The sequence below is a fragment of the Tsukamurella paurometabola DSM 20162 genome (genome assembly GCF_000092225.1).
Lineage (GTDB): Bacteria > Actinomycetota > Actinomycetes > Mycobacteriales > Mycobacteriaceae > Tsukamurella > Tsukamurella paurometabola.
This window is the reverse complement of record NC_014158.1, coordinates 2,603,156-2,616,489: the sequence shown is the minus strand read 5'-3', so window position 1 is coordinate 2,616,489 and position 13,334 is coordinate 2,603,156. Positions and strand designations below refer to the sequence as shown.

13 protein-coding genes and 2 pseudogenes are annotated in these 13,334 nt (G+C 68.4%); 6 read left to right on the top strand and 9 right to left on the bottom strand.

Features of this window, described 5'->3' with window-relative positions:
* Position 1: 1 nt before the first annotated feature.
* Together tal and tkt are read right to left on the bottom strand one after the other, a co-directional pair.
* Positions 2–1,108, bottom strand: coding sequence for a transaldolase (gene tal / locus TPAU_RS12620; RefSeq protein ID WP_013127146.1), 1,107 nt, complete (start codon positions 1,106–1,108; stop codon positions 2–4).
* A gap of 4 nt (positions 1,109–1,112) precedes the next feature.
* On the bottom strand, positions 1,113–3,212 hold the full coding sequence (gene tkt / locus TPAU_RS12615) for a transketolase (RefSeq protein ID WP_013127145.1): 2,100 nt from the start codon (positions 3,210–3,212) through the stop codon (positions 1,113–1,115).
* Between the two features lie 361 nt (positions 3,213–3,573).
* Between tkt and TPAU_RS12610 the strand changes: the two genes are divergently transcribed.
* The 5 genes and pseudogenes from TPAU_RS12610 to TPAU_RS23545 all read left to right on the top strand — a co-directional run bounded on the left by TPAU_RS12610 (position 3,574) and on the right by TPAU_RS23545 (position 6,039).
* Positions 3,574–4,554, top strand: coding sequence for a heme o synthase (locus TPAU_RS12610; protein ID WP_041944418.1), 981 nt, complete (start codon positions 3,574–3,576; stop codon positions 4,552–4,554).
* Between the two features lie 4 nt (positions 4,555–4,558).
* Positions 4,559–4,654, top strand: a pseudogene (locus TPAU_RS23840) (maleylpyruvate isomerase family mycothiol-dependent enzyme); the annotation flags it as partial.
* An 11-nt stretch (positions 4,655–4,665) separates the two neighbouring features.
* Positions 4,666–5,187, top strand: a complete 522-nt coding sequence (locus TPAU_RS12605) for a maleylpyruvate isomerase mycothiol-dependent enzyme family protein (protein ID WP_013127143.1) — start codon at positions 4,666–4,668, stop codon at positions 5,185–5,187.
* Positions 5,188–5,202: 15 nt separating this feature from the next.
* Positions 5,203–5,649, top strand: a pseudogene (locus tag TPAU_RS23550) (transglutaminase domain-containing protein); the annotation flags it as partial.
* 3 nt (positions 5,650–5,652) lie between these two features.
* Complete coding sequence (locus tag TPAU_RS23545; RefSeq protein ID WP_245537956.1) at positions 5,653–6,039, top strand: hypothetical protein; 387 nt, start codon at positions 5,653–5,655, stop codon at positions 6,037–6,039.
* Between the two features lie 62 nt (positions 6,040–6,101).
* Here TPAU_RS23545 and TPAU_RS12595 read toward each other — a convergent pair whose 3' ends face one another.
* Together TPAU_RS12595 and TPAU_RS12590 are read right to left on the bottom strand one after the other, a co-directional pair.
* Complete coding sequence (locus TPAU_RS12595) at positions 6,102–6,677, bottom strand: TetR/AcrR family transcriptional regulator (RefSeq protein WP_013127141.1); 576 nt, start codon at positions 6,675–6,677, stop codon at positions 6,102–6,104.
* Positions 6,678–6,733: 56 nt separating this feature from the next.
* Positions 6,734–7,699 carry a quinone oxidoreductase family protein gene (locus TPAU_RS12590; RefSeq protein WP_013127140.1) on the bottom strand — a complete coding sequence of 322 codons (966 nt, stop codon included), beginning with the start codon at positions 7,697–7,699 and terminating at the stop codon, positions 6,734–6,736.
* A 59-nt stretch (positions 7,700–7,758) separates the two neighbouring features.
* Between TPAU_RS12590 and TPAU_RS12585 the strand changes: the two genes are divergently transcribed.
* Positions 7,759–8,328 (top strand): dihydrofolate reductase family protein, encoded by a 570-nt coding sequence (locus TPAU_RS12585; RefSeq protein ID WP_013127139.1) that lies wholly within the window; start codon positions 7,759–7,761, stop codon positions 8,326–8,328.
* Positions 8,329–8,331: 3 nt separating this feature from the next.
* Here the strand turns inward: TPAU_RS12585 and TPAU_RS12580 are convergent, their stop codons facing one another.
* From TPAU_RS12580 to mptB, 5 genes are all read right to left on the bottom strand, one after another.
* Positions 8,332–8,625 (bottom strand): hypothetical protein, encoded by a 294-nt coding sequence (locus tag TPAU_RS12580; RefSeq protein ID WP_013127138.1) that lies wholly within the window; start codon positions 8,623–8,625, stop codon positions 8,332–8,334.
* Positions 8,622–9,602 (bottom strand): COX15/CtaA family protein, encoded by a 981-nt coding sequence (locus tag TPAU_RS12575; RefSeq protein ID WP_013127137.1) that lies wholly within the window; start codon positions 9,600–9,602, stop codon positions 8,622–8,624. Before TPAU_RS12575 ends, TPAU_RS12580 begins: the two co-directional genes overlap by 4 nt.
* 135 nt (positions 9,603–9,737) lie before the next feature.
* The gene (locus tag TPAU_RS12570) at positions 9,738–10,523 is read right to left on the bottom strand and encodes an ABC transporter permease (protein WP_013127136.1); all 786 of its coding nucleotides are present in this window, start codon (positions 10,521–10,523) and stop codon (positions 9,738–9,740) included.
* A gap of 1 nt (position 10,524) precedes the next feature.
* The gene (locus TPAU_RS12565) at positions 10,525–11,457 is read right to left on the bottom strand and encodes an ABC transporter ATP-binding protein (RefSeq protein WP_013127135.1); all 933 of its coding nucleotides are present in this window, start codon (positions 11,455–11,457) and stop codon (positions 10,525–10,527) included.
* 6 nt (positions 11,458–11,463) lie between these two features.
* Positions 11,464–13,248 carry a polyprenol phosphomannose-dependent alpha 1,6 mannosyltransferase MptB gene (gene mptB, locus TPAU_RS12560; RefSeq protein ID WP_013127134.1) on the bottom strand — a complete coding sequence of 595 codons (1,785 nt, stop codon included), beginning with the start codon at positions 13,246–13,248 and terminating at the stop codon, positions 11,464–11,466.
* Between the last annotated feature and the right edge of the window lie 86 nt (positions 13,249–13,334).

Genomic DNA, 13,334 nt, shown 5'->3' with positions numbered 1-13,334 from the left:
GTTAGGCCCCGGCCTTGAGCTGCTCCGCTGTCGCGTCCAGCAACTGCTGCCACGCTTGCTCGAACTTCTCCACGCCCTCGGTCTCGAGCTGATCGAAGACGTCCGAGAGGTCTACTCCCACGCCCTGCAGGTTCTCGAACACCTGCAGCGAATCCTCGGCCTGGCCGATGATCGTGCCGTCGACGACCTCGCCGTGATCGGCGAACGCCGCCATGGTGGCGCCGGGCATGGTGTTCACGGTATTCGGAGCGATCAGGCCTGCCACGTACAGCACGTCCGAATAGGCCGGGTTCTTCACACCGGTCGATGCCCACAGCGGCCGCTGGACGTTCGCGCCCTCGATGTTGGCGAACCGAGCGCCACCGAAGACCTCCTCGTAGGCGGCGTACGCCAAGCGGGCGTTGGCGAGGCCGGCCTGACCACGCAGGGCCAGTGCCTCGTCGGTGCCGATCGCGTCGAGCCGCTTGTCGATCTCGGTATCCACGCGGGACACGAAGAACGAGGCGACACTGTAGATCTTCGAGACGTCGTGGCCGTTCTTCGCGGCCGCCTCGATGCCTTCCAGGTAAGCATCCATCACCTGGCGGTGTCGCTCGACCGAGAAGATCAGCGTCACATTCACCGAGATGCCCTCGGCGAGAACGCGACTGATCGCGGGCAGGCCCGCCATGGTGGCCGGGATCTTGATCAGGGTGTTCGGCCGGTCGACGATCTTCCACAACTCGATGGCCTGGGCGACGGTGCCGTCGGTGTCATGGGCCAGACGGGGATCGACCTCGATCGAGACCCGGCCGTCGAGGCCTCCGGTCCGCTCGAAGACCGGCGCCAGCACGTCGCACGCGGCACGCACGTCGTCGGTGGTCACCGTGCGGATCGTCTGATCGACATCCGCGCCGCGGGCGGCGAGCTCGCCGACCTGGGCGTCGTACTCGGTGCCCTTGGACAGCGCCGCCTGGAAGATGGCCGGATTGGTGGTGACACCGGTGACCGAGTCGGTCTCCGTGAGCTCCTTGAGCTTTCCGGTCTGGATGAGGCTGCGCGACAAGTCGTCGAGCCACACCGAGACGCCGGCCTCGTACAGCGCTGCCAGATGGGGGTTCTGCGTCATGTGCCTATCCCTTCAGGTTGGCGAGGGACTGCTCGGCCTTCTGGGCCACGTTCTCGCCGGTGAATCCGTACTTAGCGAACAGGACCTTGTCCGAGGCGGACTCGCCGAAGTGCTCCAGCGAGAGCACCTCGCCGAAACCGCCGACGATGCGCCACCACGACTGTGCAATGCCCGCCTCGACCGCGACCCGCGCCTTGACCGACGGAGGCAGCACACTGTCCTGGTAGGCCTGGTCCTGGGCGTGGAACCACTCCACCGAGGGCATCGAGACGACGCGCGCCTTGATGCCCTTCGCGGCGAGCAGCTCCGCGCCCTGGAGGGCCAGCTGCACCTCGGACCCGGTGCCGATGATGATCACGTCCGGCGTGCCGCCATCGGCTTCCTTGAGGACGTAAGCGCCGCGGGCGACGCCCTCGGCGGAGGTGCCGGGCAGGATCGGCACGCCCTGGCGGGTGAGGATCAGGCCGGTGGGGCCGTTTCCGCCGGTGCGCTCGAGAGTGGCCTTCCACGCGGCGACGGTCTCGTTCGCATCGGCCGGACGCACCACGTTCAAGCCCGGGATGGCGCGCAGTGCAGCGAGGTGTTCGACCGGCTGGTGCGTCGGACCGTCCTCACCGAGACCGACCGAGTCGTGCGTCCACACGTAGATCGGATCGATGTCCATGAGAGCGGCGAGGCGAACCGCGGGACGCATGTAGTCGGCGAACTGCAAGAACGTGCCCCCGTACGGACGGGTGGGTCCGTGCAACACGATGCCGTTGAGGATCGAGCCCATGGCGTGCTCGCGGATGCCGAAGTGCAGGGTGCGGCCGTAGGGCTGCGCGTTCCAGTCGTCGGTCGAGATCGACGGCGGGCCGAAGGAGTCGGCGCCCTTGATCGTGGTGTTGTTCGACCCGGCGAGGTCGGCGGAGCCGCCCCACAGCTCGGGCAGGGTCTGGCCGGCTGCCGCGAGGAAGGCGCCCGATGCGGCGCGGGTCGCGATGGCCTTGTCGTCGACGCCCCACGTGGGGAGTTCGGCGTCCCAGCCCTCGGGGAGCGTGCCGGCCTCGAGCCGGTCGAGCAGCGCCTTGCGCTCCGGGTTGGCGGAGGCCCAGGCGTCGAACTTCGCGTTCCACGCCTCGTGCTCGGCCTGGCCGCGCTTGACCAACTCACGGGAGTGCGCGATGACCTCGGGGTCCACGTCGAAGCTCTTCGCCGGGTCGAAGCCGAGGATCTCCTTCACCGCGGCCACTTCGTCGGCGCCGAGCGCCGAGCCGTGCACGCCGCCCGTGTTCATCTTGTTCGGGGCGGGGAAGCCGATGATGGTGCGCACGATGATGATCGAGGGCTTGTCGGTGACGGCCTTGGCGGCCGCGGTGGCCTCCTCGATCGCGGTGACGTTCTCGCCGCCCTCGACGTACTGCACGTGCCAGCCGTACGCCTCGTAGCGCTTCGCGACGTCTTCCGACAGCGCGATGTCGGTGTTGTGTTCGATGGAGATCTTGTTGTCGTCGTAGAACAGGATCAGGTTGCCCAGCTGCTGGGTACCGGCGAGGGAACTGGCCTCGGAGGTGACGCCCTCTTCGATGTCGCCGTCGGAGGCGATCACGTAGATGAAGTGGTCGAACGGACTCTGTCCCGGCGCGGTCTCCGGGTCGAACAGGCCGCGCTCGTACCGCGAGGCCATCGCCATGCCGACGGCGGAGGCCAGGCCCTGGCCGAGCGGACCGGTGGTGATCTCGACGCCCTTGGTGTGCCCGTACTCGGGATGGCCCGGGGTCAGGGACCCTTCGGTGCGCAATGCCTCGATGTCGCTCAGTTCCAGGCCGAAGCCGCCCAAGTAGAGCTGGAGGTACAGCGTGAGACTGGAGTGGCCGCAGGAGAGCACGAACCGGTCCCGGCCGATCCAGTGCGTGTCCGACGGGTCGTGCACCATCACCTTCTGGAAGAGGGTGTAGGCCAGGGGAGCGAGGCTCATGGCGGTACCCGGGTGGCCGTTGCCGACCTTCTGCACCGCGTCGGCCGCCAGCACTCGGGCGGTGTCCACCGCACGTGTGTCGAGATCGGTCCAGTCGGCGGGGTGATGCGGGGTGGTGAGGGCTTGGATCTCGGCGGTGCTGGTCACGGCGGGCGGGTTCTCCTGATCGCGGGCGTACGGGTCCAACAGGTGCGATGAGCACGGCTCCGCGGCGCGGTTCGAGCGCCCTGCTCACGCTGAGCGTGAACTCTTCCGCACACGCGGCGTGAGTTCTTGGTCGCGCCGCGCATGAGTAGTTCTTCACGTTCAGTGTGAACCCTACTCGGCGGTGCTGCACGGTCTGCGGAAACGGCCCGCCTCCCCGCCTCGATTCGGTCAGCCAGACCCGGAGGACTACCATGGCCTGTAGTAGTCGATCCGGCGAACGGTCGTGATCGGTGTGGAAGGCGCGCGCCGCGTGCAGCGAGCCCGGTTCAGCCCCGGGCGTGTCAGGAGAGATCGGGTGCCGATGGTTTTCAAGGGCGGGCACGGGACCAACACCCCCAGCGCTCGCGCCGAGGCCGTGGCCGTCCCGAAGACCTTCGCCGGTCGCGCGCTGCAGACGGTCCTCGCCTACATCGCGCTGACCAAGCCCAAGGTGATCGAGCTGCTTCTGGTGGCCACCATCCCCGTGATGCTGCTCGCGGACCGCGGCCACGTGAACCTGGGCCTGATCCTGTCCACGCTGTTCGGCGGCTGGCTCGGTGCAGCCTCGGCGAACACCCTGAACATGGTCGCCGATGCCGATATCGACAAGAAGATGAAGCGCACCGAGCGCCGGCCGCTCGCGCGCCAGGCGGTGCCCACTCGGCACGCCCTGATCTTCGGCATCGCGCTCGCCGCCGCATCGTTCGCGTGGCTGAGCCTGACCACCAACCTGCTCGCCGCCTCGTTGGTCCTGGTGACCATCGCGTTCTACCTGTTCGTCTACACGATGCTGCTCAAGCGCCGTACGTCGCAGAACGTGGTGTGGGGCGGCGCCGCAGGGTGCATGCCCACCCTCGTGGGCTGGGCCGCCGCCACCGGGACGATCCAGTGGCCGGCGATCGTGCTCTTCCTGGTGATCTTCTTCTGGACGCCCCCGCATACCTGGGCACTGGCGATGCGCTACCGCGAGGACTACAAGGCCGCGGGCGTACCGATGCTGCCGGTGGTCGCACCGGAGACCACCGTCGCGCGGCAGATGGTCTGGTACACCTGGGCCACCGTGATCACCACGCTGGTACTGATTCCGGCGGCCGGAGTGGTGTACGCCGTGGCCGCAGCCCTGTGCGGTGCGTGGTTCCTCTACGCGGTGCACAAGTTGTACAATCAGACCAAGGCCGGTCAAGAGATCAAGCCGCTCAAGGTGTTCCTGCAGTCGAACAACTATCTGGCCGTGCTGTTCTGCGCGCTGTCGGTGGACTCGATCCTCAACTATCCGACCGTCGGTCACCTGCTCGGGCTGTAGCGACATGGGCGCAGACGATCGTCTGATCTGGCCGCTGATCTTCGCCGAGCGCGCCGCCCTGGCCGATGATCTGGCCGACCTCACCGAAGACCGTTGGGCCACCGCTTCGCTGTGCACCGGGATGACGGTGCGCGAGGTGCTCGCCCACCCACCGCCGGTGCCTCCGACAATCCCGTCGTCTGGTTCGCCGGCGTCCTGCGCAACCGCTTCGATTTCGATGCCAACGTCGCGCAGCGACTCGCGAAGCGGCTCGGCGACGATCCCGCTGACACCCTCCGGCGGTTCCGTGACGTTCAGACCAGCCGCACCAAGGCACCGATCCCCGTGATCGCGATGCTGGGGGAGTCGATCGTGCACGGCGAGGACATCCGCCGTCCACTCGGAATAGTCCGCCCGTATCCCGCCGATGCGCTCGACCGCGTCGCTGCGTTCTACGCGAACTCGGATCTGATGCTGCCCTCTGCCACTCGTGCCCGTGGCCTGCGGCTGCGCGCGACCGACGGTGACTTCACACTCGGTGATGGGCCGGAGGTGAGCGGGCCGACGATCGCCTTGATCATGGCCCTGACCGGCCGCGACGCCTACCTCGCCGAGCTCGACGGCCCGGGCCTGACGGACTTCGCAGCGCGCTGACGGGATCGCTCACCAATGCCTATGCTCGCAGGCGTGACGCTCGACTACCGTCTGCCGGGGCCCCTGACTGATCTGGATTCGGTACCTGCTGAGTTTCTTGAAGGAGTAGGTTCCGAACCGCTCGCAATCTGTAGTCCTGTCCACACCATGTTCGTTCAGCCCACCGATCCACTAGCCCTCGATCTTCCTCACGTACGCCTAGCCGATAACCACATTCGACCAGCTGCGCGACTGGCACATCGATTAGTCGACCTCGACCCACGGCCGCTCAATGAGCAGCGAGCACCGGGCCGCCAGGTAGTCGGGACATGCCGACACTTCGCTGTGCTGGCGTGCGCCCTGCTGCGGTATCGGGGAGTTGAGTCCAGGGTTCGGTGCGGCTTCGCGACCTATTTCGCACACCGCCGGGCCGTTGACCACTGGATTATCGAGTATCGGCCTGGCAATGGACGTCGATGGGTTCGCATGGATCCGGAAATCCTTGGTACGGCGATCGTGGAGCACCCCGAAGACCTTAGGCAGGGGCAGTTTCTTACGGGATGCGAAGCTTGGATGGCATTCCGACGAGGAGAGGTCGATGCCTCGCGCTTCGGCGTCCACGGCACTGAGAACTGGGGGCCAGCCGAGATTCGCGGTAACGCGGTGAAAGACCTTGCTGCTGTGAACAAGGTGGAGATGCTCCCCTGGGATGAGTGGGGAAGAATGACCGAGGCATACGAGGGAAAGTCAGGACGCGACTACGATTCCCTGCTCGACAAGGTCGCCGAGGCCTGCACCATTGACGACCCCATGGCGATTGCCGACGTCTACGAACATCCGGACCTTCGCGTTCCTGATTCAATGGTCGGTTGAGTCCGTCGACTCTCGAGCGGTGATTTGGGAGGCCCCTAGGGCCTCATGCATGTCGGGGCTGATCAGCCACGGGGGACGAGGGCGGCGCGCACCGTCGACCGGACGCGGCGGTCGACCTCCGCAGGAGATGAGGAGTCGAGTTTGCCGTCGAGGTGCAGGAAGGCGAGTCCGTGCACCAGCGCCCACACAGCGGTGGCCGTCGCGTCCACGTCCTCGGACGGCAATGCTTGGGCGACGATGTGATGGAGGTACGCGGTGATCGCGTCGACCGCTTCGACGCGATCCGGGTCGGTGCCGCAGGGCTCGGCGAACATGGCCCGGAACAGACCCGTGCGGTGCAGCGCGAAGTTCACGTAGGCCACGCCGATGTCGGCAAGGTCGTCTGGCGATGACGGCGCCGGGCTCGCCTCCGCCAGCGTGGCGGCCAGCTCACGGTAGCCGACCGCCGCGACGGCGGAGATCAATGCGTTCCGGTCGGGAAAATGGCGGTACGGCGCGGCGGTCGACACCCCGGCCCGCCGGGCCACGGCGCGCAGCGACAGATCGCCGGCCCCGCCCTCCTCGTCGAGCAGCTCGACGGCGGCGGTGACGAGGGCGCCGGGAAGGTCGCCGTGGTGATACGTGCTCGTCGTGGTCATGGGGATAATCTACACGCGGTGTTGACACCGCTCACATGCGATTTCACCCGCACCGGTCAGGGGAGCAGCGCGACCGATCCCGTGGTTCTCCGCGCCTGGAGGTCGATGTGCGCGCGGGCGGCCTCGGCGAGCGGATAGGTCGCTCCCACCCGGAACCGGAGTGAGCCGTCGTGCAGCCCGTCGACGACGGCACGGCTGCGACGTGCGAACTCCTCCGGGGTCGCGACGTACGCGCCGAGGCTCGGACGCTGCACGTACAGCGAGCCCAGGGGATTGAGGCGTTGGAGATCGAAGGGGGGCACCGGTCCACTCGCCGCGCCGAACAGCACGACGATCCCGCGCCGGCGCACCGCCGTCAGCGACGCCTCGAAGGTGTCCTTGCCGACACCGTCGTAGGCCGCGGCGACACCCTCGCCCCCGGTGAGTTCGCGTGCCCGCGCGGCGACGTCCTCGTCGTAACGCACGACTTCCCACGCACCGGCATCGCGCGAAAGCTGTTCCTTCTCGTCGGTCGATACCGTCGTGATCACACGCGCGCCACGAGCCGCGGCGAACTGGGTGACCAGCAGGCCCGTTCCACCCGCGCCCGCGTGCACGAGCACCGTGTCGCCCGCCTGCACGGGGTAGGAATCGTGGGTCAGGTAGTGCGCCGTCATCCCCTGGAGCAGCACCGACGCGGCGACCTCCGGGGCGATCCCGTCGGGCACGACGACGGTGCGCTCGGCCGGGACGGCGACGAGCTCGGCGTACGACCCCGGTGCATCGCACCATGCCACCACGTCGCCCACGGCGCGATCGGTGACGCCCTCGCCGACGGCGACCACGGTGCCCGATCCCTCGCTACCCGGGATGTAGGGCAGGGCGGTGGGATACATGCCCTCGCGGAAGTAGGTATCGATGAAGTTGACGCCGATCGCAGAGGTGCGCACCACCACCTGGCCGGGGTCGGCCGACGGATCCGGCACCTCGCCGTAGTTCAAGACTTCAGGTCCGCCGTGTTCGCTCACAGTGATCGCACGCATGTGACGTTCAAACCCCGAAGGCGCCCGGCTATTCCCACCCCCGCCCGTAGGGTGAAGCCATGCGTTCACTCGTGTACTACGTGGCGGTCAGTCTCGATGGCCGGATCGCCGGTCCCGGAGGGGAATACGACTTCTATCCCGTCGACGAGGAGTACTCGCGACAGATGAACGAGGAGTGGGGCGACGGCCTTCCCACGGGGCTGCACGAGGCGCTGGGCATCACGCCGCCGCTCACCAAGTGGGACACCGTTGTCATGGGCACCACGACGTACCGGCTCGGCACCGACATGGGCGTGACCGACCCGTACTCGCACCTGCGGACGATCGTCTACTCGCGCTCGCTGGCCGCCGCCGACTTCCCGGCGGTGGAGGTGGTAGCCGAGGATCCCGTCGAGCACATGCGCGCGCTCAAGCAGCAGGACGGCGGCGACATCTGGCTGTGCGGTGGAGGGAAGCTCGCCGCGACCCTCGCTCCGGAGGTCGACAAACTGGCGTTGAAGATCTACCCGGTCACCGCGGGCGACGGCATCCCACTGTTCGCGGGCGGCTTCGCGCCGCAGCAGTGGAAGCTGGTCGCGCAGCGGGTGTTCGACATCGGCGTGATCCTGGCGCAGTACGAGCGCGCCTGAGCGCTACCTGCCCAGCGCGCGGTAGCCGGCCATGCGTGCGTGGTGGCCCGCCTCAGTCGTGGCCTTGCTGACCAACTCGCGGTCCCACTCGGACGTGTCGATCCCGGCCTTCTCGGCCGCGTCGCGTGCCTGTGCCTCGTTGGCGACGATCTGGTCGCCCATGACGCCGTCGTCACCGACGAGGGTGATCCGCACGCCCTCCTCGCCCATGTTCTGCAGTACGGCCTTGGCGCCGCCGTGCCGGCCGGCGAAGGCCTTCAGGCGGGAGACGACGTTCGACGGGGCCTGATCGCTCATACCGGCAGCATATCGCCAGCGCGGTCCGAGCCTCGCACCACCCGAGGCGACATCAGCCGGTACAGGATCGCGGTCTCGGCTATCACCGACATGGCGCCGGCCACGTGCAACACCACCAGCAGCGCCGGGACGCCGGTGAAGTACTGCACCACACCGATCAGCGATTGCGCGGCGACCACAGCGAAGAGAATCTTCAGCCGGCGGCGGACCGCCTCGGACGACGGCCCGCGGTAGATCAGGACCGCCGCGGCGATCAGGATCGCCACGTACAGCGCGACGAGTAATCCGTGCGTCAGCGAGAGCAGCGGAATCGATGCATCGAGTCGGTCGATCGCCTTCGGATTGGTGCGGTCACCCGCGTGCGGGCCGGCGGCGGTGACCACCACTCCGGCGGCGAGCACCAGGGACATGACCACCGCCGAGGCGGCCACCAGTGTGCGCGCACCGGCGGGTGCGGCTTCGATCTCGGCCCCGTCGTCGGGTTCGGCGACCTTCGCGTACAGCGTGGCCGCGATCCACACCATCGCGCATGAGACCAGCATGTGCGCGCCGACGACCCACCAGCGCAGGCCGGTGAGTACGGTGATGCCGCCGAGGATGCCCTGTGCGAAGGTGGAGAACGGCAGGATCCAGGCGTAGACCAGGATCTCGCGGCGCCGCCGGGCCCGGGTCACGGCCAGGACGATCGCGATCGAGGTGGTGACTACGATCCACACCGCGATCTGCCGGTTCCCGAACTCGATGGCCTGGTGCCACCACGGCACGTCTTCCTGCGGGATGGGGAGGAGGGAGTCGTCGAAGCACTTCGGCCACGTGGGGCAGCCGAGACCGGAACCGGTCACCCGGACCACGGAGCCCGTGACGGCGATCAGAGCCTGGGACAGCAGCGCCGCGAGGGCGAGGAGCCGCTGCGTCCGCATGCTGGGCATCGGCAGGCGGTCGACGAGGCGCAGGAACAGCTGATACACGCGGTTCATGGTACTGGGCGCTCCCGGCTCTACTACAGGGTGTCGGAGGTGCGGGTGGCGTGCGCTGTCGACGTCAGTGACAACGCCGAACGTGCTGGGGACGGTCCCGCCCGAGGCGGCGAGCAGCCAGGCGCGCGTCCGGGATCAGCCGGTGAATCGGAACAGGCGGACCGCGGCAGCGGAACCGAGCAGGCCCCACACCAGCAGGACGGCGATGCCGAACAGGTCCGGTCCACCGCCGGTGGTGGCACGGATCAGCGCCTCGGTCAGTGCGCCCGATGGGGACAGTCGGGCCAGGAGTACGACGGCATCGGGGAGGTGTCGATCGACGACCACGAGCGATCCGATCGCCGACATCACGAACCACAGCAGATTCGCCAGGGCGAGGACCACTTCGGCTTTCAGGGTGCCGCCGAGCAACAGGCCCAACGACGCGAAGGCGAACACACCGATCGCCAGGACGCCCGCGCCGAGCACCAGGCCCACGGGATCTGGCCGCCAGCCCAGCGCGAATCCGATGGCGCCGAGGATCAGCGCCTGGAGCCCGACCACGATCACCACGGCGAGGGTCTTGCCCGCGATCACACCCCACTTCGGCAGCGGGGTCGCGCCGAGGCGTTTCAGAGCGCCGTACCGCCTGTCGAAGCCCACGGCGATCGCCTGCCCCGTGAATGCCGTCGACATCACCGCGACCGCCATGATCGCGGGCACCAGTGTGTCGATCGTGAGCACGTCGTCGCCGATCGGGAGCACGGTGAGCCCGATGAGGAGCGCGATCGGGATGAACATGGTGAGCAGCAGCTGTTCGCCGTTGCGCAGCAGCAGTGTCAGCTCCATGCGGGTCTGCGCGGCGATCATCGCCGCCGGAGCGGCCGGCTGTGGTGCGGGTGCGAAGGTGCCGGCGGTGAACCGGGATTCGGTCGAGGTCACGTCATCCCCTCAGGTCGCGGCCGGTGAGGTCGAGGAACACGTCTTGCAGGCTGCGGGTGCCCACCCGGAGATCGGAGATCAGGGCGTCGCGGTCGGCGCAGAAGGCGGTGGCCGCGGCCAGCACGTGCGGGGTCACCGCCGCGCCGCGGATCACGTACACCGCGCGCTCGTGCGGCTCGTCGTCGACGGTCACGGTGAAGCCGGTGCCCAGCCGGTCGGCCAGTGCGGTGGTGTCCAGGCCCGACGGTGCCGTCAGCCGCAGTTCGTGTTCGGCGCCGGCCCGGGTGAGTTCCTCGGGAGTACCGTCGGCGACCGCGCGGCCGCGGTCCACGATGACCACCCGGTCGGCGAGCGCCTCGGCCTCGTCGAGCAAGTGCGTGGTGAGCAGTACGGAGACCCCGTCGCGGCGCAGCGCCGCGATCAGGTCCCACACCAATAGGCGGGCCTGGGCGTCGAGGCCCGCCGTCGGCTCGTCGAGGAAGACCAGTTCGGGACGGCCGACGAGGGCGCACGCGAGTGCGAGCCGCTGCTGCTGGCCGCCGGACAGTCGCCGGTAGCTCACATTGACGACATCGGCGAGGCCGAGTGTGGAGAGCAGCCAGTTGGAATCGAGCGGGTTCGCCGAGTAGGCGGCCACGAGGCGCAGCATCTCGCCCGCCTTCGCACCGGGGTAGGCGCCGCCGCCCTGGAGCATCACGCCGATCCGCGGCTTGAGCCGATCCGCGTCTGCCACCGGATCGAGACCGAGGACGCGGATGCTGCCGGAGTCGGGGGAATCGAAGCCCTCGCACATCTCCACGGTGGTGGTCTTCCCGGCGCCGTTGGGGCCGAGGAGCGCGAGCACGCTGCCCTCATCGAGGGTGAGGCTCAGCCCGTCGACGGCGACGACCTCACCGAAGCGCTTGGTGACGTCGGTCGCGGACAGTGCTGGCACGAAAGGTCAGCGTACTGGACGAGCCGCTCGCCGCCGCGCGCGGTCGCGGGGCAGCTCGAAGGTCAGATACACCGCGAGCGCCACTACGACCACCGTGGTCATCCCCGCTTTCGCGATCACGTAGGGCTCGATCTCGCCTCCGTTGGGCATCAGCATCACCGAGATCACACTCGAGACGATCACCGCCGCGAGCCGGAATCCCGGCGCGGTGGCCCAGGCCGCGAGGGGGACGATCGCCCAGAGCAGATACCAGGGCTGCACTACCGGGAACAGCAGCACCAGCGCGCCCATAGATATGCCGAGCGCCCCCACCGGGTGGATGCGGCCCGACAGTGTGGCGATCAGCATCCGCAGCACGATCAGCGCGCCGACGGCCGCCGCGATCGGCCGCGTGATGGCGAGGATCGCGGTGGTGTGGTCGCCGAGTCCGAGCAGCACGCCCACCTGTCCGGTGCCCAGGCCGAGCACTGTCGGTATCGACATCCACGATCGGACTTTGTTGGCCGTGCCCAGCGTCCCGGCATCGAGCCAGCCGTATCCCAGCCCCGTGCTCTGGCACACGGCCACGACCACGATCACCAGGATCACGCCGAGATAGATCGCGGACGCCGCCAGCGCGCCGAAGGTGCCTTTCGCATGCGGCCGGAAGTCGGTCAGGGCCTGCCGCCAGCCGCCGAGCCTGCCGCCGATGTCGGGGAAACTGCCACCCAATCTGCGGGTGAGCGCCATGCCGATGAAGCCGAGAGCGAGGACCGAGGTGATCTTGATCAGGCCTGACGCGGCGATGGTCGCGGCGCCCGCGGTGAGCAGCCAGCCGGTCGAGGTGGGTTTGAAGCCCTCGGCGAAGGCCAGCCCGGAGGAGATGGCACGCAACGCCCACTCCATCCCGACCAACATCATGCCGAGCATGAGCGCCTCGTTATGGATGCCGGCGATGAGATGGAAGATCACCAGCGGATTCGCTGCGCCGAGCCAGAGTGCCGCGACCTCACTGACCCCGCAGCGCCGCGCCAGCCGGGGCAGTGCCCACACGATCATGGCCACCCCGGCCAGCGCCAGCACGCGATGCAGCACCACACCGGCGACGATGTTCTCGCCGGTCAGATAGGTGATGCCGCGGCCGAGGTAGAGGAAGAGGGGTCCGTACGGGGCGGGTGTGTCGCGCCAGATGTTGGGGACCGAGCGAGTGAAGACGTGGTCGATACCGAGGGCGGCAGCGGGACCGATCTTGTACGGGTCGAGCCCCCGTGCGGTGATCTCCGATTGCGCGAGATAAGAGTAGACGTCCTTGCTGAACATCGGCGGCGCGAAGAGGAACGGTAGTACCCACAGCGCCAGGATGCGGTCGAACGCGGGGCGGGTGAGCCGTCGCGCAGGCGCGGGATCGCGATGCGCACCCGGCACGAGATAGCCCACGGTGTAGCGGCGCAGTAGTACCCAGGCGATCATCAGCATCGCGGTGCCCACCATGGTCACCGTGAGCGCGGTGGACTGCATGCGGAACATCAGTCCCAGCACGCGGCGACCGGCGATCGGGTTCTGCACCACCGGGAAGGCGCCTACGCCCAGTGCGCCGAAGGCGATGAGCACGGCGCCGACGCCGCCGAAGGTCGCGATCTTGCGCACCGAGGACTTCTCGGTGGCGGTCAGGTCGGGGTAGTGGCCCCGCTCGTTCGCATGCAGCCGCGTGACGGACCCGTGTTCGTCGCCGCCCGAACCCGGCGCCTTGCTCAGCCCGAGGAAGTCCGCGACCGCGCGGGCGCGTTCGGGGAGCGTAGGGGTTGCGGACACGATCGCAAGCGTAGACGGTGACGGTGCCGGTCCGGGTCGGGGTGGAGCGCGAAGCTTAGCCTGGCCTTGCTGGAAACGCCCCGCGA